Consider the following 22,717-nt stretch of genomic DNA (forward strand, 5'->3'; position numbering starts at 1 on the left):
TGGCCGGGCTGATGGGCTGGCTGTGGCTGGCCGTGGTGATCATCCCGATCTACTGGATCGTGATCACCAGCTTCAAGACCCAGTCCAACTACTACATCACCAACCCGCTGCTGCCGCCCAGCGATCCGACCCTGGACAACTACCGGCTCGTGCTCGACCTGGACTTCCCGCTGTACTTCCTGAACAGCCTCCTCGTCGCCGTCGGCACGGTCATCCCGTCGGTCCTGTTCGCGTTCATGGCGGCGTACGCGATCGTCCGGAGCGGCGGCGCCAGCCGCTTCCTCCGCGGGGTGAACTCGCTGTTCCTCATGGGCCTGGCCATCCCGCTGCAGGCGACCGTCATCCCGGTCTACCTGCTGATCATCAAGCTGCACCTCTACGACTCGCTGACGGCGCTGATCCTGCCGTCGGTCGCCTTCGCGATCCCGCTGTCGGTGCTGGTGCTGGCCAACTTCATCAGGGACGTGCCCAAGGAACTGTTCGAGTCGATGCGGATGGACGGCGCGACCGAGTGGAAGACGCTGTGGGGCCTGGCCTTCCCGCTCACGCGGCCGGCCGTGGTGACGGTGTCGATCTACAACGCGTTGCAGGTCTGGAACGGCTTCCTGCTGCCGCTGATCCTCACCCAGAGCCCCGACAAGCGCACGCTCCCGCTGGCGCTGGCGGCGTTCCAGGGCGGGCCGTACGGCGTGAACGTGCCCGCCGTACTGGCCTCCGTCGTGCTGACCATCCTGCCGATGCTGATCCTCTACACGGTCGGCCGCCGCCAGCTGCTCAGCGGCCTGACCGCCGGTTTCGGCAAATGAGCACACCGGCGATCGCGAGTGGGAGGAACAGGACGGCGAACACGGCACCCGCGAGGTAGGTCAGGTCGTCGCGCACGGCTGCAGAGGGCCGACGATCAGGGCGACGCCCGCCGCGCGCCACAGGGGGCGGTCGACGGGCGCGCCCGCGCCGGCGGTCGTGTCGGGTGCGAGGGAGGTCATCTCCTGGCTCCATGTCGTTGTCGGTGCTCCCACAGGTCCGGGGAGCGATCGGTCGCCCGGAAGTCTCGCGCCGTGCCACCCTTCACGACGTCCGCCATCGCATATCGTGACGGCTCCCCGATTCGGCGGACGCGACACCCGGCTCGACTCCGCCTCGCAGTGGAGCCGCACACGGCGAAGGTCCGTCGTTCAGCGGATGTCCGCGGCGTCCCTTTTACTTACGATCAGTGACCATGACGACCACGCGGCTGAGGGATGTGCGCCTCGTTCCACTGCTCTTCGGGCCGCTGATCGGCGCCATGGCCGTTCTGGAGACCTGGCTCGACGACTTCTTCGGCGCCGATGCCACGATCATCTGGATCTCCGGGGTGATGCTGGGCCTGGGCGTGCTGATCGCCGCCTGGCACCCGCTGGCCGGCGCGGTCGTCGCGGCCGCCTGCCTATCGCTGCCCGTGGTGGTGTTCGGAGTGCCGAGCATCGGCGGTGCCGCGCTGATCGGGCTGATCGCCGTGGTCGCCTGGGCCGGCTGGCGCGAGCCGCCGCGGCGTTCGGCCGTGGCCTTGTGCGTCGCGGGGGTGTCCTTCGCGGGCACCTCGCTGGCAAGCGGCCAGACGCCGTGGGAGTTGTTCTTCGTCGCGGCGATCCTGCTGCCGGGCTGGTTCATGGGAGTGCTGGCCCGGCGCAGCGGCGAACGGGCGGTCGAGCTCGCCGAGCTGGCCGCGGCCCTCGACGCGGAACGCGAGGCGAACGCCCAGACCGCGGTGGCCCAGGAGCGCACGCGGATCGCCCGCGAGGTGCACGACGCTGTCGCCCACTCAGTCAGCGTGATGACCCTGCAGCTCGGGGGCCTGCGCCGGTTGCTGGCCGACCGGCCGGCCGAGCAGGAGGTCGTGGCCGGGCTCGAACGTCTCGGCCGGCAGACGGTGGAGGGGATGCGCGGCCTGGTCGGCCTCCTGCGCGAGCGCGTCGACGGCGAGCGGCCCGCGCCGGCGCCCTCGCTGGCCCAGGTCGGTGAGCTGATCTCCGATGTCCGCGCCGCGGGTCTGGAGGTCACCGTGGACGCCCCCGCCGAGATGCCGAAGCTCCCGCCGATCCTGGACCTCACCGCCTACCGGGTGCTCCAGGAAGCCCTGACCAACGTGCTGCGGCACGCCGGCAAGGTGCCCACCTCGGTCGCCATCGGCTGCACCGAACACGCGCTCACGCTGGACGTACGCAACGGGAAGCCGGGGGGGCGGACCGTGGTCCCGCCCGTCCGGCCCGGCGGCCACGGGCTGGTCGGCATGCGGGAACGGCTGGCGATGGTGCGCGGCAGCCTGCAGGCCGGTCCCGAGCCGGACGGCGGATTCGCGGTCCGCGCCCGGTTCCCCATCCCCCGCACATGACAGGAAGAGCAGCGTGACGATCTCGGTGGTCCTGGCGGTTCGATCCGGCGGTGACCCTGCGGGTGATCGCCTCGTTCGCCGACCAGCCGGATCTCGCGAGCACCGGGGGCAGGACCGCCGAGCTGGCCTCACTCACCGGCCGGGAGACCGATGTGCTGAGGATGCTCGCCCAGGGTCCAAGACGCAGATCGCAGCGCGGCTTCACCTGGCGGAGGCGACGGTCAAAACCCACCTGTCCCGGGTCCTCACGAAGCTCGGTCTGACCACACGCGTCCAGGCGGTCGTCTTCGCCTACGAGAGCGGGCTCGTCCGCCCCGGAGAGCACGACCGCGGGTGAACTTGGGTCTTGTACGGCCGTCTTTCGGGGGCTACGCTCACGCCAAAACTATTAGGAAACTTTCCTAAGGAAGGAAGGCCACGCGACCGGCCGTCGTGTCACCCGACGCCTCCTCGCGGACGCCGATCGGCACCCCGGAAGGACGGCATTGATGAAGAAACGGCTCCTCGGCGCGCTGTTGCTCGCGCTGGGTCTCTGTCTGTCGGGGGTCGCCCCCGCGTCGGCGGCGAGGACGGAGGCCGGCGCGGTGCTCGCGTACGCGGCCTGGGCGCCCAACACCTACTACGCCACAGGGACGCGGGTGACCTACAACGGCGTCGACTACGAGTGCATCCAGGCGCACACGTCGCTGACGGGGTGGGAGCCGCCCAACGTCCCCGCGCTGTGGAAGGCGCTCGGGAGCGGGGGCGGCGACCCGGCGGCCCCCGGCGTCCCGGCCGGCCTGCGGGTGACCGGCGGCACCGACACGTCGATCTCGCTGTCATGGACCGCCTCCAGCGGCACCGTGACCGGCTACCGCGTCTACGAGGGCACGACCCAGCGGGCCCAGGTCACCGGCACCACCGCGACCATCGGCTCGCTCGGCGCCTGCACCACCCACACCTACACCGTCAGGGCGTACAACTCCGCGGGCGAGTCCGCGGCGAGCGCCGCGGTCACCGGCACGACCACCGGGTGCTCCTCCGGCGGCGGGCTGCCCAAGCACATCCTCACCGGCTACTGGCACAACTTCGTCAACCCCGCCGTCGAGCTCAAGCTGTCGCAGGTGCCGCAGGACTACGACGTGGTCGCGATCGCGTTCGGAGAGGCGACCACCACGCCGGGCCAGGTGACGTTCGCCCTCGACTCCGGCCTGTCCACCGCTCTGGGCGGATACACCGAGGCCCAGTTCAAGGCCGACGTGCAGGCGCTCAGGCAGCGCGGCCAGAAGGTCATCCTGAGCGTCGGCGGCGAGGCGGGCCACGTGCAGGTGGCGAGCTCAGGGGCGGCCACGGCGTTCGCGAACTCGGTCTACTCGATCATGCAGACCTACGGGTTCGACGGCGTCGACATCGACCTGGAGAACGGCCTCAACGCCACCTACATGGCCCAGGCCCTGCGCGACCTGCGGGCGAAGGCGGGCTCCGGGTTGATCATCATGATGGCCCCGCAGACCATCGACATGCAGTCGACCGGCATGGAGTATTTCAAGCTCGCGCTGAGCGTCAAGGACATCCTCACCGTCGTCAACATGCAGTACTACAACTCCGGCGCGATGCTCGGCTGCGACCAGAAGGTCTACAGCCAGGGGTCGGTGGACTTCATGACCGCACTGGCCTGCATCCAGCTGGAGAACGGCCTGCGGCCCGACCAGGTCGGCCTCGGCCTGCCGGCGGGCCCCGGCGCGGCGGGCGGCGGCGTCGTCTCCCCGAGCGCGGTCACCAGCGCGCTCAACTGCCTGGCGCGGCGCACCAACTGCGGCTCGTACGTCCCCTCGCGGACCTACCCGGACATCCGAGGCGCGATGACCTGGTCGATCAACTGGGACGCCGCGAACAACTGGAACTTCTCCAGGGCCGTCAAGCCGTTCCTCGCCACCCTGCCCTGACGCCTCCGGGAACGCGTGGACGCCCCGCACTCGGGGGTGCGGGGCGTCCACCGAGTCGTCAGGCGTAGAGGAACCAGAAGTTGCCCCCGCCGGTTCCCCATTCGCAGCGGAAGGAGGTCCACCACCCCCACTGGATGCCGAGGTTGCCGCCGTTGTAGCAGTCCGCCTGGTAGTAGTAGGCGTACCGGATGCTTTCCGCGTGCGCCGGCGCCGTGCCGACGGACACCAGGCCGGCGGCCAGGGCCGCGGAGACGAGTAGAGCCCGTACCGTACGCATGCGATCCTCCCGGGATAGACGCCCACAGGGCGAGCGGCACCCGCACTATCGCATCGGGGACCGGCGGCGGCCAGAGAGCGCCGGGAGGCACCGGTCCCCACCTGCCCGCCTGTCGGGACGCCGCTGAAAGGTTCACGAACCCCTGATCACAGGGCGACGGTGCGGAACCCGGCGTTGGCCATGGAGGAGTCGGGGGTGTTCGACGACCGCGCCGAGTTGCGGTAGCGGTTGCAGTAGGAGTCGTGGCACAGGAACGAGCCGCCGCGCAGCACGCGGGCCCTGCCGCGCAGCGGACCGCGCGGGTTGTCCGAGGGCGAGTAGACGTAGTAGTCGGGCGCGTACCAGTCCGCGCACCACTCCCAGACGTTCCCCACCGTCTGCCACAGCCCGTACGCGTTGGGCGCGAACGTGCGAACCGGGGCGGTCGTGAGATAGCCGTCGTCCAGGGTGTTCTCCGTGGGGAACACGCCCTGCCAGATGTTCACCCGCCACTCGTCCCCGGGAAGGTCACCGTGCAGGTCGTCTCCCCAGGGGTAGCGGGCGCCGTCGAGGCCGCCCCGGGACGCGTACTCCCACTCGGCCTCGGTGGGCAGCCGCCGGCCCGCCCACGAGCAGTACGCCATCGCGTCGTTCCAGCTCACATGGACCACCGGGTGGTCGGGCTCGGCCTCCGACAGCCGCCCGGCGGGGTGGCGCCAGTCGGCGCCGCGCACGCCCACCCACCAGGGGGTGCCGGGCACCGGCCCCATCACGTCGTCGGGGTGGGCGCGCATCACCAGGTGGAAGACGGCGGAGAAGCCGTACTCCTCCGCCTCGGTGCGGTAGCCGGTCGCCTCGGCGAAGGCGGCGAAGTCCGCGACCGTCACGGTCGTGGCGTCGATCGAGAACGGCGCCACGGTGACGGCGTGGACGGGCGTCTCGCCGTCGCCCGGGTTACCGTCGCCGGTGGCGTCGCCCATCCGGAACTCCCCGCCGGGCAGGCGCACCTGCTCGATCCCGTGGACACCGTGCGCGGTGAAGCGCACGGGCTCCAGCGGCTCTCCCGGCGAAGCGGGCGTGCAGCAGCTCCCCGACATGGTCAGATTCCCGTGCTTTCCAGCGATCGGGGCACCGGCTGGCTCGGGTGCGGCTCGTCACCGAGGGCCGCCTGCGCGCGCCACATGCGGACCTTCATCTCCTCGCGGACCTCGCGGTAGGCCGGGTCGTCGTAGACGTTGCGCAGCTCCTCCGGGTCGGCCTCCAGGTCGTACAGCTCCCACTCGCCCGGGTAGGTGAACGCGCCCGTGCCGGGGATGCCCATGCCGTCGTTGTAGAAGTAAATGATCTTGTAGCGCGACGTCCGGTAGCCGTAGTGGGCCGGCGCCTTGTGGAAGACGTCGTCGTGCTCCCAGTAGCGGTAGTACATGCCCTCGGCCGGGGGCGGGCCCGGCTCGCCGGTCAGGTCGCCCAGGAAGCTGCGGCCCTGCATCCGGGGGTGGTGCGGCACCCCGGCCGCGTCCAGCACGGTCTGCGCGAAGTCGACGTTCGTGACGATCCCGGTGTGCACCTGACCGGGCGGGATGCGCCGCGGATAGCTCAGCACGAGCGGCATCCGCAGCGACTCCTCGTACATGAACCGCTTGTCGAACCACCCGTGGTCGCCCAGGAAGAAGCCCTGGTCGGAGCAGTACATCAGCAACGTGTCGTCGAGGTCCCCACGGTCGCGCAGCCAGTCGACCACCCGGCCGACGTTGTCGTCCACCGACGCCACGACGGCCAGGTAGTCCTCCATGTAGCGCTGGTACTTCCACAGCGCCAGTTCCTCGTACGACAGCCCCTCGGGCGGGTCCTGCTTGAGGTCCTCGGCGTTGAGGTGCTCGGCGATCCGCATGGCGGCCCGCCGGGCCGACGACGAGCGCGTGGCGTAGTCGTCGTCGAACGTCGAGGGAACGGGGATGGGGTCGGTGTACATCCCCGCGTGCTTGTCGTCCGGCTCCCACGGGCGGTGCGGCGCCTTGTGATAGATCAGCAGGCAGTACGGATCGTCGCCGTCGAGCGAGTCGGCCCAGCTCAGCGCCATGTCCGTGATGAGGTCGGTGGCGTAGCCGGGGACGGTGCGAAGGCCCTCCTCCGACAGGAACGAGGGGTCGAAGTACTCCCCCTGCTCGATCAGCACGTCCCAGTAGTCGAACCCCTGAGGGTCGTGCCCCGGGCCGTCCCCCATGTGCCACTTGCCGACGATCGCGGTGCGATATCCGGCCGCCTTCAACTGGCTCACGAACGTCGGCTGCGCCGCGTCGATCGGCGTGACCAGCGTCGACACGCCGTTCACGTGCGAGTACGTGCCGGTCAGGATGCTGGCCCTGCTGGGCGAGCACAGCGCGTTGGTGGCGAAGCAGTTGTCGAACCGGACGCCGAGGTCCGCGATCTCGTCGATCCGCGGCGTCCGGTTGACGACCGAGCCGTACGCGCCGACCGCGTGCGACGCGTGGTCGTCGGTCAGGATCATGACGATGTTCGGACGCCTGCTCACCGGTAGGTCGCCTCGTCCAGTCCGCTCAGCGTCGGGTCGTACGACACGTCGCCGACGTCGTACATCGAGGTCATCCAGTGGTAGAAGTTGTCGCCCCGGTCGCGAAGCACCTGGTAGAGCCGCCGCATCAGCCGTCCGCGCACCTCCGCCATCTCGGGGTGGCCGTAGACGTTGAGCAGCTCGTCCGGGTCGGTGAACAGGTCGTACAGCTCGTTGGTCGAGTCGGGGTTGACGACCAGCTTGTAGCGGTCCGTCCTGATCATCCGCTGCGGGTACGGGAAGTGGTGCCCGTGGAACTCGCAGACGATGTCCTGCTCCCACGGCACCTCGTGGGTGGAGGCGAGCGGCACGAGGCTGCGCGAGTCGACCGCGGGCGCGGGGTCGATCCCGGCCAGCTCCAGGATGGTCGCCGTGCAGTCCAGCAGGCTGACGAACTCCGTCCGGACGACCCCGGGCTCCTGGCCGGGGATCCGCAGCAGGCCGGGCGTGCGGTAGATGTCCTCGTACATCGCCGGGCCCTTGTCGTGCAGCCGGTGGGCACCGGTGAACTCGCCGTGGTCGCAGGTGAAGAACACGGCCGTGTCGTCGTTCAGGCCGAGGCGCCGCATGGCGTCCATGACCCGGCCGATCTCCATGTCGATGAGCGCGACGTAGCCCCAGTAGACCGCGATGAGCTTGCGCGTCACCTCCAGCGGCATGGTGTCGAACGTCCAGTGCGCGCTGTAGTTGGCCTGCACCGGCGGCTTGCCGGCGAAGGTCTCGGCGATCGACTTGGGCAGCTCGACCAGCTCGGGGTCGAACATGTCGAAGTACTCGTCCGGCACGATGTACGGCAGGTGCGGGCCGAAGAAGTTGAGCTGCAGGAAGAACGGCTTCGGCTCGGCGGCGTACCGCTCCAGCATCTCGATCGCCCGGGTGGCGAGGTAGTGCTCGAACGTCGCCTCGACCGGCTGGCGCAGCCGCGCGGCGAGCAGGTTGCCCGGCCCGCCGTTCGGCAGCGTGCCGCGGATGCGGTCGTGGATCTCGTAAGGCGGCAGGTCGTTCGCCTTGAGGTAGTCCAGGTAGTCGGGGTGGTCCACGGGGTTGTGCCACCCCGGCAGGTCCGGCCCGTCGAACCCGAAGTCGGCCGCCCGCCGGTGGTGCCCGACGTGCCACTTGCCGATGAGCCCGCAGTTGTACCCGGCGTCCCGCAGGGCCGTGGAGAAGGCCCACTGGTCGTCGGGGAGGTCCTCGATGTAGCCGACGTTCCTCTCGTGGTTGGCGAGCAGCTTGTGCCGGAACGGCGCCTGCCCGGTGAGCAGGCTCGCCCGTGCGGGCGTGCAGATCGCGGTGGGGGTGTACCAGCGGTCGAACCGCGTCCCGGTCCGGGCCAGCTCGTCCAGCACCGGGGTCGCGGCGAGACGGTTGCCGTACGCCCCCAGGGTGTCGGCCCGGTGCTGGTCGGTCATCAGGAACAGAACATTCACTTGGCCGCGCCCGTGAACAGATCGCCGGTGTAGTACGTCTTCGGGTCCACGGCCGAGGGCAGCTTGCCCGCGCCGACGAAGTAGTCACCCATCCCGCTCAGCCACTTCTCGATCGTCCCGTCCTTGGTGTAGCCGTCCAGGTCGGACAGCGACAGCACCTTGGAGTTGGCGGCGTCGGCCTTGACCTGGTCGGCCGGCAGCTTGAGCATCTCGGCGGTCGCGGCCACGGTCTCGTCGAGGTGCTCGCTGCGGTACTGGATGGCGTCGCGCAGCACGCCGATGACCTTCTCGGTCTTGTCCTTCTCCTTGGCGACGACGTCGTTGCCGGCGACGAACGCGGTCGGGAAGGACACGGTGTCGGCGAAGTCCTCGTTCTTGGCCAGCTCGACCAGGTCGGGGACGGTCTTCTTGATCGTGGCGATGGCCGGATACCAGAAGCCGGCCGCGTCGACCTGCTTCGAGGTGAACGCCGACACGATGGTGGACGCGTCCATCGGGACGATCTTCACGTCGTCCTTGGTCAGCCCGGCCTTCTTCAGCGCGAGGGTGAGGATCATGTCGCCTGAGGTGCCCTCGGGCACGCCGATCGTCTTGCCCTTCAGGCCCGCCAGCGAGGTGATGCCGGCCTGGGCGATGACGCGGTCGGCGTTGCCCAGCGTGTTCAGCGCGACGACCTTGGCCTTGCCGGAGGCGGGCAGCCACATGGCGCCGGGGCCGATGTAGCCGAAGTCGAGGTCGCCGGTGCCCAGCGCCTGGATCTGCAGCGGGCCGTTGGTGAACACGCTGACCTTGGCGTCGAGGCCGTGCTTCTTCCACAGGCCCTGCTTGTCGGCCACGGCGAGCAGGCTCGCGCCGTTGAAGTCGGCGATGTAGCCGAAGTTCACGTGGGTCGTGCCGCCGCCCGAGCCACCCGGCCCGGCGGAGTCGTCCGACCCGCAGGCCGCCGCCGACAGTGCCACGACGACCGCCGCGGCGGCCAGGAGTGTCTTCTTCATTTCGCGGGCTCCTTGATCTGCCGCTGGTGGTACACCGCGTGCCAGACGCGGTTGCGCAGGGCCCCGAACTCGGGGCTCAGCCTCATGTCCTCGTCGCGCGGGTAGGGGAGATCGACGTCGATGATCTCGGCGATGCGGCCGGGCCTGGCGGCCATGACGACCACCCGGTTGGCGAGGAACACCGCCTCGTCGACGTCGTGGGTGATGAACATGACCGTCCGCCGCTCCTTGCTCCAGGTGTCCAGGAGTTGCTCCTGGAGCCGCACCCGGGTCAGCGCGTCCAGGGCGCCGAAGGGCTCGTCCATGAGCAGGATCGACGGGTTCACCGCGTAGGCGCGGGCGATCGCGCAGCGCTGCTTCATGCCGCCCGACAGCGTCTTGGGCAGCGCGTCGGCGAACTGCTCCAGGCCGACCAGGCGGATGAAGTGCTCGGCCCGCTCCCGCCGCTCCTGCTTGGGGACCTTCGCGGTGCGCATGCCGAACTCGACGTTCTCGCGGACGGTCAGCCAGGGGAACAACGCGTACTGCTGGAAGATGACGCCGCGCTCGGGGCCGGGGCCGGTGACCGGCTTGCCGTCCACCAGCGCGGTGCCGCCGGTGGGCTGCTCCAGCCCGGCGAGGATGTTGAGCAGCGTGCTCTTGCCGCAGCCGGAGGGGCCGACCACGGTCACGAACTCGTTGTCGGCGATGTCCAGCGAGACGCCCCCGAGCGCGACGAACGGCTCCTTCCCGACCGGGAAGACCTTCTCGACGTCGCGTACGGAGATCTTGGGTGTGATCTCGGGAGTGCTCATCGGTTCTCCTGCCAGGCCGTCAGCTTGTTGCCGGCGATCATGAGCAGCCGGTCCATGATCAGGCCGAGGACCCCGATCGCGATGATGCCGACGAAGATCGTCGGAAGGTCGTAGTAGAGCTGAGCGCTCTGCATCCGGTGGCCGAGCCCGGCCTGCGCGGCCAGGAGCTCGGCGGCCACCAGCGTGCCCCAGGCCGAGCCGAGGCCGACCCGCATGCCCACGAGGATGAACGGCGTCGAGGCCGGCACCACCACGCGGCCGAAGATGGTCCCGTCGCCCGCGCCGAGCACCCGCGCGGCGTTGATGAGCGTCTTGTCCACGTTCACCACGCCCTGGTAGGTGGAGATGACGCAGGACAGGAAGGCCGCCAGGAAGATGACGAAGATCTTGGGGCTCTCTCCGATGCCCATCAGCACGAGCACCAGGGGCAGCATCGCCAGCGGCGGGATGGTGCGGAAGAACTGGATCCACGGCTCGAACAGGCCGCGGGCGACCGTGTACCACCCCATGACGAAGCCGACGATCACCGCCGCGACCGAGCCGAGGGCGAACCCGGCCAGCACGCGCCCGAGCGAGGCGCCGACGTCGGTGGCCAGAGTGCCGTCCTGGATCATCTTCCAGGCGGCCGACACGACCTCGGCCGGCGTGGGGAACTGGAGCCCGGCCAGGGACAGCCCCCACCAGATCGCGATTCCGGCCACGATCGAGATGATGTTGAGGACCAGGAAGGTCCTGTTCTTGCGCGGCCGGGCGGGGGCGTTGTCGGCCCTCGTGGCGCCCGCACTGGTCACGGCCACTATCGGCCTCCGTCCGTCGTGACGTTCGCTTCGTATCCGGCGAGCAGGGGGGACTCGTGGAACAGGGCCGCGATGGCCCCGCGCGCCCCGCCGTCGTCCGAGAGCAGGGCGGGGCGGATCACCGGCGCCGCGTCGGTGCGCCACGACAGCTCGTAGGTGACGGTGTCCGCGACCTGGCGCAGCAGGGCCGGAGCGATCTCGATGATCTCGCCGCCGAGCACGATCTCGTCCGGGTTGAGCGTCATGGCCGCGGTGCCGAGCACCTGCCCGACCGCCGTGCCGGCCTCGCGGAGCACCTGGTCCACGATCGGGTGGGCGATCTCCACCGCCGCCTTCAGATCCTCCAGCGTGTCCACCGGCACGCCGAGTTCACGGCACCGTCTGAGGATCGCCGGGACCGACGCCACGGTCTCGACGCAGCCGCGCTTGCCGCAGCGGCACTGCGCGCCGCCGGGGACGGCGGTCACGTGGCCGAGCTCGCCGGCGTGCCCCTTCGAGCCCCGCACGAGCTGGCCGCCCACCACCAGCCCGCCGCCGACCCCGACGGACAGGCGCAGATAGATGAGGTCGCGCACGGAGTCGGACTGGGCGTGCAGCGCCTCGGCCAGCCCGGCGAAGCGCACGTTGTTGTCCACGATCACCGCGGCGTGGAAGCGCTGGGCGAACACGTCCGCGACGCCGTCGGCCCGCGAGCGGTCGCCCCACCCCGGCACGCCGATCCCGATCGCCTGGAGCGCGCCGTAGTGGACACCGGTCTCCGCGCTCAGCCGGTCGATCAGCGCGAGCCCGGCGTCGAGGCGCTCGGGCCACTGCGCCGACTCCTCGTAGCGGGCGGTCCCGGACGCGATGATGTCGTGCGCGGCGTCGGCCACCAGGACGTTCACCCTGCGGTGGCCGAAGTCGACGCCCATGTACTGCCCGGAGGCGGGGTCGAGCGCGAGCCGCTCGGCCGGCCGGCCGCTGCCCACGCGCTCCACGGCGTCGGTGTCGACGACGCGGATGGCGCCGCGGCCGAGGAGATCGCTGGTGATCTCGGAGACCGTGGTGCGTGACAGGCCGACCCGGGCCGCGATCTCGTTACGGCTCTGCGCGCCGTTCTGGCGGAGCACGCGCAGCACCCGCTCCTCATGGGAGCGGCGCACGAGGGCATGCACGCCGTTGGGGGTCGTTGACACGCTGGAAACCTAAGGTTCGTCTGTTTTTTACGTCAACCATCCGACAAAAAGAATCCGGAAATCTGTCCGGGATCTTGACGAATACCTCTGACCAGCGCGGACACCTCCCCGACAAGCTCCCAGGCATCCTGCCGCATCCGCCGACGGCCTCTGGGGCGCATGGGACACGGGATTCTGACGGCGTCTCGACGGAAAAATTTCACCTGTCTACGGTGCTCGCCGTGAGACAACTGGTGATCGGAGCCTTACTCCTCGCGTCCTCCGTGGTCCCGGCGACGCTGCCCGCCCAGGCATCGACAGTGCAGGCGACAACAGTGCAGGCAGCAACAGTGCAGGCGGCGGCCGGACCCACCTACGCCAACCCCGTCAGCGGCGACGTCGTGCAGACCTTCCCCGACCCCACGATGATCCGGGGCAAGGACGGCCTCTGGTACGCCTACGGCACCACGAACCCGATCGACGGGAAGAACGAGCACATCCTGCCGATGCTCACGTCCCCCGACATGGTGCACTGGACGTCCGCCGGGGACGTATACACCGGACAGAACCACCCGTCGTGGTGGCCGAACGGCACCCGCCCCTGGGCGCCGGACATCCGGTACGTGAACGGGACCTACCACCTGACGTACGCGCTCTCCACCGGCGGCGTGGCGCTCGCGACCAGCCCCCGGCCGACGGGACCCTGGACCGATCACGGGCTGATCGTCCCGGCGGGCGGCAGCGGCTGCCCGACCGGCAACATCGACCAGGCCATGTACACCGACGTGAACGGCGACAACTACCTCTACTGGGGCAGCTACGACACGATCTGCGGCGCGAAGATGAACGCCGAGGCGACCGAGGTCACCGGCCCGGTCACGCAGATCGCGCGTGGGCGCCGCATGGAGGGCGGCTTCGTCGTCCGGCGCGACGACAAGTACTACCTGTTCTACTCCGACGCCGGGTGCTGCGACGGCGCGTTCAGCGGCTACACGGTCAAGGTCGGCCGCGCCGACACCCCGCTCGGGCCGTTCACCACCCCGACCGGCGTCGACCTGATGGACCTGACCAGCAAGGACGGCATCGTCCTCGCGGCCAACGGCAACGGCTGGGCCGGCCCGGGCCACAACGCCGTCCAGACCGACCTCAGCGGGCAGGACTGGCTGGTCTACCACGCCATCCCGTCGTCGGCCCCCGAGTTCGGGCCGGTCACGACGACCTGGGGCACGACCATCAGCAACCTGAGCCGGCGGCCTCTCATGATCGACCGGCTCGACTGGATCGACGGCTGGCCGGTCGTACGGGCCGGGGCCGGGCCGTCCACGGGCGAGCAGCCGGCGCCGGTCACCACATGGACCGTCGGCAGCACATTCAACGGGGGCGGCACAGTCAACGGGGGCGGCACGTCCATCGGGGGCAAGGACGGGTGGACCGGGCCGTGGAAGCTCGCCTCCGACCCCGACTCGCTCGGCTACCTCACCGGCAAGGGCTCGACCAGCGAGCTCAGCGACGACCGGGTGCAGGGTGACGTGCGTGTGGAGGCCGACCTGCGGCTACGCGAGGGCGGCACCGCGGCCGGGCTCGTCGTGACGCGTGCGAACGGCGCCGACGACATCACCGCGTGGATCGACCGCGAGCGCGGAGAGCTCGTGGTGACGGCCAAGGTGCGCGGCAGGACGACGACGGCGAGCAGCCCGCTGCCGGCCTCGTTCGACTACGGCTCCTGGCACAACGTGGCGGCCGAGCGGCGCGGCGACTCGCTGGTCGTGTCGGTGTCGGCCGACCGGCTCGGCGACCCGGTGGCGACGGTCGCCGTGACGCTGCCCGACGGCGCGCCCACCTCGGGCGCCATCGGCGTGGCCACGCGCGGCGCCGCCGACGCCGACAACGTGGGGGCCGCTCCGCTGTACCGGCCGGTGACCGAGCGGGTGCCGGACCCCGTCCTGGGCAAGCGGCTCACGGCGTACTCCGACGAGTTCGACGGCACGGGCTCGCCCACCGGGTGGACCAAGGTCCGCAACCCGTCGGCCACCCTGTCGAACGGCTCCCTGGTCTGGCCGACCCAGAACGCCGAGCTGTACCTGGGCAACAACACCGCGTCGATCCTGCTCCGCGACGCACCGCAGGGTGACTTCGCCGTCGAGACGAAGCTCACCTTCAACGGCACGAAGGGCAACCAGCAGGCCGGTCTGCTGCTGTACGAGAACGACGACAGGTGGCTGAAGCTGACCCACTCGATCCTGCCGCTCAACCAGGGCAACGGCGCGGTGCTGCACCAGACCGAGTTCGGCAAGGAGGGGCCGCGTCCGGGCACCACCCCGCCCACCGCGGTCGCCAACGCGCCCATGTTCGGCGGCCCGGCCGCGGAGACGACCTGGCTGCGGCTGCTCTACCACTACGACCAGGAGAACGGCGAGCACGACGTCCGCATGGCGTCGAGCACCGACGGCACTCACTGGATCTGGGGCGGCACCTGGTCGCTCCCGCGCACCGGGCCGGTGAGGATCGGCCTGATCTCGATGAACATGGCCGGTGCCACCGCGACGTTCGACTACCTGCGGACGTACGAGGTGACCAGCCGATAACCGGCGACCGGCCGCCCCTTGACCCGAGGGGCGGCCGCTCAATGCGCGGGGAATGATCCGCTGCGGTTTCCGCCGGAGCCGGGGCGCGGGCCCGCGGGCGGGGTAGAGGCACCTCGATGCCGATCATCCACACCCTCACGGGACTCCCTGGCTCCCTTCCGCGACGGCCCGCGGCGGCGGTGACGCTCGCCCTCGCGCTGTCTCTGGCCCTGGCGGCGCCGGTGAACGCGGGCGCGGCGGCGGCCGGTGACGGCAACGGGAACCGCTCCGCCGTACGCGTGGGCAACGGCTCGGCCAACCGGAACATGGTGGCGATGGGCAGCACGCGCCTGCGCGGCGACCTCCACCAGTTCTCGGCGGGAGTGGGCGGGCTCAGCAGCGTGCAGGGCGGCCTGTGCAGGCCACGCGGCCGGCTCTGCGCGCTGTCGCAGGACATCCGCGCCCAGGGCGGCGCGGCCAGGCCGTCCCGGCGGGCGGCGACGCGCTGATGCGCGCCGGCCCCGCCCTGGCGGCGGTCACGATCGCGGCGGCGGCACTCGCCGCGTTGCCGCCGACCGCCGCCGGGCACGCGGCGGTCGCCCCCGCGGCCGGGAACGGCGACCGCAACGGCAACAGCGCCACCGTCCGTGTGGGCAACGGAATACGCAACGTCAGCCAGCTGACGGTGGGCAGCGCGAGAAGCGGGGCCGGCATCCAGCAGGGGACGGTCGGCGTCAGCGGTGTCTCGAACGCGCAGAGCACGATCTGCAGACGGTGGTCCCGCTTCTGCGACGTGACGCAGCGAATACGGGCATCGGACCGGCAAAGTGAAATGATCAGCGTTCCGGACGCGCGGATCCCGGGGCGTCGAACGTCTACGGCCAGCCTGCGCCGGGCACCGTGACCGGGGTCGAGAGCACTTGCCCGGTTCCCGGTGGCACCATCTCGGGCATGCGCCACTCGGCGGCCACGATGAACAGCGTCTTTCCGTCCTGGCCCCCAAGCACGCAAACGGAGATCGTTCCGTTGGGAGGTCCTAATCCTCGTCCAGCGGCCGTGACGAGCGCGTCACCCCGGGGTAGGTGCCCGGCAGGTCCGTGCGAACGGATCTCCTTGGCGGACGACAGGGAAAGGCTCAGGAGAACATGGCTCGTCAGAGGGGGCGACACGCGCTCACCGGCCCGGCGGCGCGACTGCTGGCGCTGACCGCGCTGGCGTTCACCAGCGCGGGCGTCGCGATCTCCCCCGTGAGCGCGGACGCGGCGACGAGCCGGGGATGGGGAGGTGGCGACGGAAACGGCGCCAACTCGAGATATGTGATCAACAACGGCCAGAACAACCTGAACTCCCTGCTCGTCGGCAGCCAGCGGAACATGACGGGCGCTCAGCAGGTCATCACGGGCGTGGACGCGTCGGTGAACACCCAGGCCGCCAACTGCCGGCGCCGCCCCGGCTGCCGGGGCTCCCAGAACCTCTGGGGCCGTAACCAGAGCTCCCCCAGGACGAACGGCACCGTGATCAACGGACGCTGACGGCGCCGCAAAACAGCCGAGAACTTGGCGGGACACGCACGCCGGGGAACACCGACAGGACCGACGCGGAAGCTACGGTGTGACCGAATCTCGGCGGGCGGACGGGGCGGTGGCGGATGCTTCATTCATGCGGCGCATCTCGGCGTGTCCCGGTGTTCGCCGCCGTCCTCGTCGCGGTCGCCGCCGCGCAGGTCCTCCTCACCGCTCCCGCGAACGCGCGGGCCGGGCGGGGGGACGGGGACGGCCCGGCCTCCGTCGGCAACGGCACCCGCAACCGGAACATCGTCTATCTGGACAGCCCCACCCGGAATCGGGGTCACCAGCACACCGCGGCCAGCACCGCGGGCGGGGCGACCAGCGTGGCGGACGGTTTCTGCCGCCGGGTCAGGAACTGCGACATCAGGCAGAACATCGCGGTCGCCGTCGCCGCCGCGCCCCTCTGAGAGAGCGGTTCGCGAGGCGGATGCCCGAACGGTGGGTCATTGACAGCAACGGTCACGTCAAGGCCGGCTCTATTAGTACGGCGTGACTGGAGCCGCAGATTACGAACACTCGTTCACCTGCGGCGCTGAGATGGGAGACGAGGCGGACCAGATACCTGTTACGTTGATCGTTGGAATCTTCGGTCAGTTGCTCGAGATAGCCGGGGAGATCGGTCTCGTCGGACACGTCCCGCCAGTCTTTGCCGCCGGCGAAATCGCGCTGCCAGATGCGGTCGATGTCGGCGACGCTATTGATCTCTCCGCGTATCGCTGGGTGATCCGCCCGGCCGAGGAACTCCTGTATGAAGGCCTCCGGCGACTCAGGTTTGCCGAACCGAAGCTTACTGAAGTAGGGCCGCAACACCATGAAGAGCGCTACCCGGTCCTTCGCGTGCACGCGGGCGAGATCGGTGATGTGCTCGTCAAGCGGCTGCTCCCATGTGTACGCCTGCACATCGTCCTTCTTCGCCAGTGCGTACACGTGACCCGACTCGCCGTAGTGCTCCACCGGATCCATAAAGCCCGGCGCGAGGAATCCCAACCTGCCTTCGACCAGGGCAACGGTGGGGCGCAGCTCCCGCCACATCTCGTCGATCTGCCGGAGCTGCTGATCGACGGATGCGGGCTTGTGTTCAGCCCCGAAGATGACGACGTTGCCATGGCGGTAGGTGTAGGGACGGCGGTGCTCTGCGGAGTACTGCGACCGTGGAATGATGCGCGCTTCCGCGGGGGATGTCGCCAGCGGCTGCGAGTAATAGGCCGGCGAGCGCCAGAAGTAGGTGAACGTCAGCAGCGCGAGTATGGAGGCCGCCACCAGTAAAGACGCGGCCGTCCATAACAGAACTCTTCGCATGTCAGCTCACGCTGCGGAGCAGCTCGTGGATCCCGCCCGTGTCCGCTTTCACCGCAGCCACCTCTGAGCGCAGCGCAGCTATCTCATCCGCCTGCGCCTGCTGGGCGGCGACGGACTTCACCGCGAGATCACGCAACGCGTTGTCGCGGTCGACCGCGGCCCGGGCCTCCCACGCGCGGCGCCACTGCCTGGTCACGTAAACCGCCAGCAGGGCCACCACGGCGAGTGTGATCAAAAATACGAAAGTGCCCTGCCAAGGCACCAGGTCGATGCTCTCGTCCGCCGATTGAGTCACTTCTCCTCCATTGTTCGTACCGCGTCCTGGATCGCTTCCGGGGTGAGCTGATAGGCGAACGGCGCGACATCGAAGAACCGCATCGCCTTGCCGTCAGCGGACAGCTCCATCCGGCCGACGACAAGCCCCACCTCTTCCAGCCGGCGCAGGTGCATGTGCACCAACGGCCGGCTCAGCTGGAGCTCACGAGCCAACTGACTGACGTAGTTGCTGCCACTGGCCAGTGCCGCGATCAACCGCAGCCGCTGCGGGCTCGCCAGCGCTGCCAGCACCCCAACAAGATCGGAGCTCATAGTGCTCCCTTCTGGCTTGTGCTGACACGTGTCAGCGATAACTTACACATGTCAGTGCGTTTGGAACAGCCTCGTACGCCCGAACTGCGCACTGTGATCGTGTGCATTTGTAGCGTTACGGCCCGTCGGCGGGCCTAAGTGTGCTGCGATGGCAGACACGGGAGAAACGCCGACGATTAGCCGATCCGAGCCTGGTCGTGCCGGACACCCAAAGCGTGCACGCGGCGGAAACGCCTGGTCAGCCGCGCCCGTGGCCCAGCAGCGAACCCCCTGACCGGCCCGCCTCTTTCAACCTCAACGACGAAAGGGACAGTTACTCGCGAACCGCCCCCCTGAGAGAGGTCACCGGCCCCCTGCTCATTTACTCAGCGCGCGTACGGCCTCTTCCGTGCTGTCGTAGAAGGAGAGCAACTGGTCGAGGCCCATGATCTGGAAGACGCGGGCGATGTCCGGGTCCAGACCGGCCAGGAGCAGGGCGGCACCCGCGTCGTGGGCACGCTGGTGGGCCGCGACCAGCGTGGCGATGCCGGTGGAGTCGCAGAAGGTCAGGCCGGACAGGTCGATCACCAGGTCGGCGTCCGGGCCGAACTCGACCCCCTCCAGGGCCGCCCGCAGGCGTGGAGTGGTGTGATGATCCAGGTCACCGGCCACGACCAGCAGGCGCGGCCCGGAGGTGTGCGGCTGGAGGCTGACGGTCAGACCGTTGTCATGCTGCACCGAGACTCCCGGAGGACGGCGTTCGAGTGGCGGGCGGGACGGACAGGGCGAGGATCGCGGTGTCGTCGGACACCCCCTTGCCCAAGGCCGTGATCAGGTCGTGCACGGTGGTCAGGAGGGCGTCGGCGCTCGTGGGCCCGGCGGCGGCGAGATACGCGGTCAGCCCGTCCTCGTCGAGCATCGAGCCGGACGGCGTCCGCGCCTCGGTGAGGCCGTCGGTGTAGAGCAGCAGCGCGTCACCGGCGTTCAGGCGCGCGCTCACCTGGGCGAAGTGGGGATTGCGCAGGATGCCGATGAGCTGCCCCCCGGCCGGATGGATGGGCTCGACGTCGCCGTTCGCGCGCACCGCGAGCGCCGGGGGGTGACCCCCGGTGGCGAGCGTGACACCGAACCCGTCGCCGTCGGGCTGCAGGACGCCGAAGACCGCCGTGCAGTACGGCGCGGGGGCCGCGCCGCCCGCGTGCTCCTGTTGCAGGACCGCGTCGAGGTTCGCCAGCACCGCGTGCGGGTCGGCGTCGTAGACGGCCGCGGCGCGCAGGGTGTAGCGGACCAGCGACGTCAGCGCGGCGGCATCGGCGCCCTTGCCGCAGACGTCACCGAGGAAGAACCCCCACCGGTCGCCGTCGAGGGGGAACAGGTCGTAGAAGTCGCCGCCCACCTCGTCGGCCGAGACGGGGTGGTAGGCGGCGGCCGCGCACAGTCCGGGCACCCGGGGCAGCGCCGGCGGGAGCAGGGTGCGCTGCAGGGTGCGGGCCAGCCGCTCGGCGCCCGCGCGCAGCTCCCTTTCGACCTCGACCGTGCGGTGTGTGGCCAGCCGCACCTCGAGCTCGTCCATGACCAGCTCGGCCAGGTCCCGCAGGCAGGCCAGCTCCTCCTCGCCGCCCTCACGAGGGCGCACGTCCATGACGTTGACGCTGCCCAGGGCCTCGCCGTCGGGCGTCGTGATCAGCGCGGCGGCGTAGAAACGGATGCCCGGCTCGCCGCGCACCGCCGGGTCGCCGGCCGCGTGAGGGTGCAGCAGCGCGTCATGGACGACGTACGAGCCGCCGCCGTGCCGTACGGCCGCGGCGCACAGGCTCTCGACGAGCCCGCGACGCGGTGACAGCCCGTGCGCGGCGATGACGCGGACCGTGTCGTGACCGACGATCGTCACGGTGGCGAAGGGGGCGTGGAAGATCCGCGCGGCCAGGGCGGCCACCCGGTCGAACGCGGTGCCCGAGGCGGTCTCCAGTGCGGCGTAGCGGCGCACGGCCGCGAGGCGGCGCTCCTCCGCGGTGGGGGCGAGCGGCATCGGCCTGCTGGTCGCTTCGTCGACGGTGCTGACCTCGGGGCTCCTTCCCGTCCCACCGGGCCGGGGCCTGGGCCCGCCGTGCCGGTGAATGATTTGCCCTATCCTACGAAACCGTTGAACTGTTCCTTCCCTGACCTGCCGGACTCGCCGACCCGGTACGGCCGGTGTGCGGCACCTCGCGCTCCCAGCGCCGGCGTGGCTGTGTGTGCAGACGCCAGTAGTGCTCGGCGCCTCCCCTTCTCATGTGTCGGTGACAATGAGCGACCGGCGAAGGTCACATCCATGTGATGGCGCTGCACCAGGCCGCGGACGCGGCGCAGGGCGAGGCCCGGCACCGGTCACGGCACTATTCGGCGGGCGGCGGCCAGGCGTCGCCCCAGACGACGTCGCGCGCCTCGCGGTAGGTCTCGCCCTGCCGCTTGGAGACCGCGCGGTCGGCCAGCCCGTCCTCGGCCGTGCACAGGCGCAGCGTCACCAGCCCCTTGCGCTTGAGGGGATGGCGCAGGATCCGGCTCTCGGCCCGCGGCCACGGCCGGGCCGACGCCGCGACGTAGGAGAACTTCTCGTCCTCGAAGCTCAGCGTGCCGTCCTTGACCCGCCGATGCAGGGCGGTGCGGTTGAGGCGCACCGCGAAGTGACACCAGTCCTGGTCCGGGCGGATCGGGCACTCGCCGTCGTGCGGGCAGGGCGCCACCACGTGCAGGCCCGACTCCGCCAGCAGCCGCCGGGCCGCCGCGATCCGGGCGTACCCGGCGGGCGTGCCGGGCTCGACGATCACCAGCATGGCCGCGTCCCCGGCCGCTCCCCGTGCCAGCGATCGGACCACGTCGTCCTGGACGGCGGGCGACAGCTCGCCGAGCACGTAGGACATCGTGACCAGGTCGGCCGCCGGCGCGGGCACGCTCCGGTCGACGAACGCCTGCTGCCAGCGCGCCTCGCGTACGGCCGCCGCGGGGGCGCGACCGGCCAGCCGCCGCCCGAAGGCGATGGCGAAGGGCGACTGCTCCAGGACGGTGACCGTGCGCAGCGTCGGCCAGACAGCGCTCGCGGCCCACAGCGCGCTGCCCGTGCCGCCGCCCACGTCCACCTGGGTCTGCGGCGCGAAACCGGGAGCCAGCAGGGCGACCTGGCGCAGCGCCGCGCGCACGGCGCTGTAGGTCGCCGGCATGCGATATCCGGCGTACGCCGCGACCGCGACCTCCGAGTTCAGCGCGGGCACGCTCCGGTCGAAGCCCTCCCGATACTGCCGGATGAGCGTCTGCACGCTTCGCGTCAGTTCGGCCATCGGGAAGCGTCCGAGCGACGCTTCCAGCGCGTCGTCGAGGTCGTCAGGCAGGGTGGACACGGCGTTCATGATGCCCGGCCCCGCTCAGGCTGTCGAAGCGCCCAGCCGTACGGCCACCGTGCAGGACCCGCCCTCGCGATCGGCGAGGCCGCTGAACTGGAGAAATAATCGCCGGGAAGGTCCCTTCACGCGTAGATTATCCGCGCGATCCGTCCCTTTCATCGATCTTCCACGCAGATCTATGGGAGCGCTCCCAAATGTCGTACGTTACTTCTGCCCTTGTCACCGGGAAAAGGAGCGCGTCGTGCGACGACTGTTACCCGCGGCCTGCCTGGCCCTGCTGCTGCCGCTGACGGCGACCTCGGCCGCCTCCGCCTCCGCCTCCGCCTCCAACGGGCCGGATCATGGGCCGGGGACCTGCGCGAAGGGCGGCACGCTGTTCTGCGAGGACTTCCAGTCACTGCCGGTCGGCGGCGCGGCGAGCCTCAGGTGGGGCGTGGACACCAGGCACGGCACGCTCACGGTGGAGCGCGGCGCCCGCGGCCAGAAGGTGCTGCACATCCACACCGAGGGCAACGGCCGGGCGTTCCTCAGGGTGGACGACTTCGCCCCGCCCGGCAACGGCTTCTACGGCCGCCTTCGGCTGCGCGTCAAGGCGTTCCCCACCGCGCCCGACTGGGCCCACTACACGCTGGTCGAGGCCACCGGCGCGGGCCCGGAGATCGTCCGGCCACTCGGCGGCCAGTACGTCCCCACGCTCGGCAAGGACCTGTGGGGCGTCGGCGCGGACGGCGGCCCCACCGGCGACTGGACCAACTGGCGCGAGTCGGCCCCGTCGCGGGCGGACGTGTGGCAGTGCGTCGAGTGGCGGATGGACCCCGCCGACAACACGATCTCGCTCTGGTTCGACGGCGTGCCCAAGCCCGACCTGACCGTGTCCACCCGCGGCCACGGCGGCAACGACGTCGACTTCGTGTTCCCCCGCTTCGACACCGTCAAGATCGGCTGGCAGCTCTACCAGCCGAACCCCTCCCCGGCGGCGTACGACCTCTGGGTGGACGACATCGCCCTGAGCACCGGACGCGTCGGCTGCTCCTGACGTCTCACGCGGCCC

The 22,717-nt window shown here is 70.4% G+C and carries 23 protein-coding genes and 1 pseudogene; 10 read left to right on the plus strand and 14 right to left on the minus strand.

The window, feature by feature from the left end:
• The first annotated feature begins 11 nt into the window (after positions 1 to 11).
• The 4 genes and pseudogenes from ABZ857_RS29730 to ABZ857_RS29745 all read left to right on the plus strand — a co-directional run bounded on the left by ABZ857_RS29730 (position 12) and on the right by ABZ857_RS29745 (position 4,296).
• Positions 12 to 806 (plus strand): carbohydrate ABC transporter permease, encoded by a 795-nt coding sequence (locus tag ABZ857_RS29730; RefSeq protein ID WP_357049201.1) that lies wholly within the window; start codon positions 12 to 14, stop codon positions 804 to 806.
• Positions 807 to 1,219: 413 nt separating this feature from the next.
• A complete protein-coding gene (locus tag ABZ857_RS29735; protein ID WP_357049077.1) occupies positions 1,220 to 2,371 on the plus strand; it encodes a histidine kinase in 1,152 nt (383 codons plus the stop codon).
• A gap of 122 nt (positions 2,372 to 2,493) precedes the next feature.
• Positions 2,494 to 2,708: pseudogene (locus tag ABZ857_RS29740) on the plus strand (LuxR C-terminal-related transcriptional regulator); the annotation flags it as partial.
• Between the two features lie 151 nt (positions 2,709 to 2,859).
• Positions 2,860 to 4,296 (plus strand): glycosyl hydrolase family 18 protein, encoded by a 1,437-nt coding sequence (locus ABZ857_RS29745; RefSeq protein WP_357049080.1) that lies wholly within the window; start codon positions 2,860 to 2,862, stop codon positions 4,294 to 4,296.
• A 58-nt stretch (positions 4,297 to 4,354) separates the two neighbouring features.
• Here ABZ857_RS29745 and ABZ857_RS29750 read toward each other — a convergent pair whose 3' ends face one another.
• From ABZ857_RS29750 to ABZ857_RS29785, 8 genes are all read right to left on the minus strand, one after another.
• Positions 4,355 to 4,573 (minus strand): hypothetical protein, encoded by a 219-nt coding sequence (locus ABZ857_RS29750; protein WP_357049083.1) that lies wholly within the window; start codon positions 4,571 to 4,573, stop codon positions 4,355 to 4,357.
• A gap of 146 nt (positions 4,574 to 4,719) precedes the next feature.
• A complete protein-coding gene (locus ABZ857_RS29755) occupies positions 4,720 to 5,649 on the minus strand; it encodes a formylglycine-generating enzyme family protein (protein ID WP_357049086.1) in 930 nt (309 codons plus the stop codon).
• A gap of 2 nt (positions 5,650 to 5,651) precedes the next feature.
• Positions 5,652 to 7,085: a sulfatase gene (locus ABZ857_RS29760; RefSeq protein ID WP_357049089.1), complete on the minus strand. Its 1,434-nt coding sequence runs from the start codon at positions 7,083 to 7,085 to the stop codon at positions 5,652 to 5,654.
• On the minus strand, positions 7,082 to 8,551 hold the full coding sequence (locus ABZ857_RS29765; protein ID WP_357049092.1) for a sulfatase-like hydrolase/transferase: 1,470 nt from the start codon (positions 8,549 to 8,551) through the stop codon (positions 7,082 to 7,084). The genes ABZ857_RS29760 and ABZ857_RS29765 overlap by 4 nt, the downstream gene beginning before the upstream one ends.
• Positions 8,548 to 9,546, minus strand: a complete 999-nt coding sequence (locus tag ABZ857_RS29770) for an aliphatic sulfonate ABC transporter substrate-binding protein (RefSeq protein ID WP_357049095.1) — start codon at positions 9,544 to 9,546, stop codon at positions 8,548 to 8,550. Before ABZ857_RS29770 ends, ABZ857_RS29765 begins: the two co-directional genes overlap by 4 nt.
• Positions 9,543 to 10,340 carry an ABC transporter ATP-binding protein gene (locus tag ABZ857_RS29775; protein ID WP_357049098.1) on the minus strand — a complete coding sequence of 266 codons (798 nt, stop codon included), beginning with the start codon at positions 10,338 to 10,340 and terminating at the stop codon, positions 9,543 to 9,545. Before ABZ857_RS29775 ends, ABZ857_RS29770 begins: the two co-directional genes overlap by 4 nt.
• On the minus strand, positions 10,337 to 11,137 hold the full coding sequence (locus tag ABZ857_RS29780) for an ABC transporter permease (protein ID WP_357049100.1): 801 nt from the start codon (positions 11,135 to 11,137) through the stop codon (positions 10,337 to 10,339). Before ABZ857_RS29780 ends, ABZ857_RS29775 begins: the two co-directional genes overlap by 4 nt.
• Positions 11,137 to 12,312, minus strand: coding sequence for an ROK family transcriptional regulator (locus tag ABZ857_RS29785; RefSeq protein ID WP_357049103.1), 1,176 nt, complete (start codon positions 12,310 to 12,312; stop codon positions 11,137 to 11,139). Before ABZ857_RS29785 ends, ABZ857_RS29780 begins: the two co-directional genes overlap by 1 nt.
• A 221-nt stretch (positions 12,313 to 12,533) precedes the next feature.
• Here ABZ857_RS29785 and ABZ857_RS29790 point away from each other — a divergent pair, with 221 nt between their 5' ends.
• The 5 genes from ABZ857_RS29790 (at position 12,534) to ABZ857_RS29810 (ending at position 16,830) form a co-directional block, all read left to right on the plus strand.
• On the plus strand, positions 12,534 to 14,876 hold the full coding sequence (locus ABZ857_RS29790) for a family 43 glycosylhydrolase (protein WP_357049106.1): 2,343 nt from the start codon (positions 12,534 to 12,536) through the stop codon (positions 14,874 to 14,876).
• Between the two features lie 116 nt (positions 14,877 to 14,992).
• Positions 14,993 to 15,364: a hypothetical protein gene (locus tag ABZ857_RS29795; protein WP_357049109.1), complete on the plus strand. Its 372-nt coding sequence runs from the start codon at positions 14,993 to 14,995 to the stop codon at positions 15,362 to 15,364.
• Positions 15,364 to 15,759 (plus strand): hypothetical protein, encoded by a 396-nt coding sequence (locus ABZ857_RS29800; RefSeq protein WP_357049112.1) that lies wholly within the window; start codon positions 15,364 to 15,366, stop codon positions 15,757 to 15,759. The genes ABZ857_RS29795 and ABZ857_RS29800 overlap by 1 nt, the downstream gene beginning before the upstream one ends.
• Positions 15,760 to 16,000: 241 nt before the next feature.
• Positions 16,001 to 16,387, plus strand: a complete 387-nt coding sequence (locus ABZ857_RS29805) for a hypothetical protein (RefSeq protein ID WP_357049115.1) — start codon at positions 16,001 to 16,003, stop codon at positions 16,385 to 16,387.
• 152 nt (positions 16,388 to 16,539) lie between these two features.
• On the plus strand, positions 16,540 to 16,830 hold the full coding sequence (locus tag ABZ857_RS29810; protein WP_357049118.1) for a hypothetical protein: 291 nt from the start codon (positions 16,540 to 16,542) through the stop codon (positions 16,828 to 16,830).
• Between the two features lie 52 nt (positions 16,831 to 16,882).
• Here the strand turns inward: ABZ857_RS29810 and ABZ857_RS29815 are convergent, their stop codons facing one another.
• The 6 genes from ABZ857_RS29815 to ABZ857_RS29840 all read right to left on the minus strand — a co-directional run bounded on the left by ABZ857_RS29815 (position 16,883) and on the right by ABZ857_RS29840 (position 21,663).
• Positions 16,883 to 17,722, minus strand: coding sequence for a hypothetical protein (locus ABZ857_RS29815; protein WP_357049121.1), 840 nt, complete (start codon positions 17,720 to 17,722; stop codon positions 16,883 to 16,885).
• A gap of 1 nt (position 17,723) precedes the next feature.
• Positions 17,724 to 18,017: a hypothetical protein gene (locus ABZ857_RS29820; RefSeq protein ID WP_357049124.1), complete on the minus strand. Its 294-nt coding sequence runs from the start codon at positions 18,015 to 18,017 to the stop codon at positions 17,724 to 17,726.
• The gene (locus ABZ857_RS29825; protein ID WP_357049128.1) at positions 18,014 to 18,310 is read right to left on the minus strand and encodes a winged helix-turn-helix domain-containing protein; all 297 of its coding nucleotides are present in this window, start codon (positions 18,308 to 18,310) and stop codon (positions 18,014 to 18,016) included. The genes ABZ857_RS29820 and ABZ857_RS29825 overlap by 4 nt, the downstream gene beginning before the upstream one ends.
• 357 nt (positions 18,311 to 18,667) lie before the next feature.
• Positions 18,668 to 19,027, minus strand: coding sequence for an STAS domain-containing protein (locus ABZ857_RS29830; protein ID WP_357049131.1), 360 nt, complete (start codon positions 19,025 to 19,027; stop codon positions 18,668 to 18,670).
• Positions 19,017 to 20,318, minus strand: a complete 1,302-nt coding sequence (locus ABZ857_RS29835; RefSeq protein WP_357049134.1) for a GAF domain-containing SpoIIE family protein phosphatase — start codon at positions 20,316 to 20,318, stop codon at positions 19,017 to 19,019. The genes ABZ857_RS29830 and ABZ857_RS29835 overlap by 11 nt, the downstream gene beginning before the upstream one ends.
• Before the next feature lie 346 nt (positions 20,319 to 20,664).
• Positions 20,665 to 21,663, minus strand: coding sequence for a small ribosomal subunit Rsm22 family protein (locus tag ABZ857_RS29840; protein WP_357049137.1), 999 nt, complete (start codon positions 21,661 to 21,663; stop codon positions 20,665 to 20,667).
• Positions 21,664 to 21,907: 244 nt separating this feature from the next.
• Here ABZ857_RS29840 and ABZ857_RS29845 point away from each other — a divergent pair, with 244 nt between their 5' ends.
• Positions 21,908 to 22,702, plus strand: coding sequence for a hypothetical protein (locus ABZ857_RS29845; protein ID WP_357049140.1), 795 nt, complete (start codon positions 21,908 to 21,910; stop codon positions 22,700 to 22,702).
• Positions 22,703 to 22,717: the final 15 nt, after the last annotated feature.

Source organism: Microbispora sp. NPDC046933, from assembly GCF_040644635.1.
Taxonomy (GTDB): domain Bacteria; phylum Actinomycetota; class Actinomycetes; order Streptosporangiales; family Streptosporangiaceae; genus Microbispora.

Bases quoted from the DNA above. Each gene is read 5' to 3' on its own strand.
- ABZ857_RS29730 (WP_357049201.1), top strand. From the start codon at position 12: ATGGGCTGGCTGTGGCTGGCCGTGGTGATCATCCCGATCTACTGGATC.
- ABZ857_RS29735 (WP_357049077.1), top strand. From the start codon at position 1,220: ATGACGACCACGCGGCTGAGGGATGTGCGCCTCGTTCCACTGCTCTTC.
- ABZ857_RS29745 (WP_357049080.1), top strand. From the start codon at position 2,860: ATGAAGAAACGGCTCCTCGGCGCGCTGTTGCTCGCGCTGGGTCTCTGT.
- ABZ857_RS29750 (WP_357049083.1), bottom strand. From the start codon at position 4,573: ATGCGTACGGTACGGGCTCTACTCGTCTCCGCGGCCCTGGCCGCCGGC.
- ABZ857_RS29755 (WP_357049086.1), bottom strand. From the start codon at position 5,649: ATGTCGGGGAGCTGCTGCACGCCCGCTTCGCCGGGAGAGCCGCTGGAG.
- ABZ857_RS29770 (WP_357049095.1), bottom strand. From the start codon at position 9,546: ATGAAGAAGACACTCCTGGCCGCCGCGGCGGTCGTCGTGGCACTGTCG.
- ABZ857_RS29775 (WP_357049098.1), bottom strand. From the start codon at position 10,340: ATGAGCACTCCCGAGATCACACCCAAGATCTCCGTACGCGACGTCGAG.
- ABZ857_RS29795 (WP_357049109.1), top strand. From the start codon at position 14,993: ATGCCGATCATCCACACCCTCACGGGACTCCCTGGCTCCCTTCCGCGA.
- ABZ857_RS29800 (WP_357049112.1), top strand. From the start codon at position 15,364: ATGCGCGCCGGCCCCGCCCTGGCGGCGGTCACGATCGCGGCGGCGGCA.
- ABZ857_RS29805 (WP_357049115.1), top strand. From the start codon at position 16,001: ATGGCTCGTCAGAGGGGGCGACACGCGCTCACCGGCCCGGCGGCGCGA.
- ABZ857_RS29815 (WP_357049121.1), bottom strand. From the start codon at position 17,722: ATGCGAAGAGTTCTGTTATGGACGGCCGCGTCTTTACTGGTGGCGGCC.
- ABZ857_RS29825 (WP_357049128.1), bottom strand. From the start codon at position 18,310: ATGAGCTCCGATCTTGTTGGGGTGCTGGCAGCGCTGGCGAGCCCGCAG.
- ABZ857_RS29835 (WP_357049134.1), bottom strand. From the start codon at position 20,318: ATGCCGCTCGCCCCCACCGCGGAGGAGCGCCGCCTCGCGGCCGTGCGC.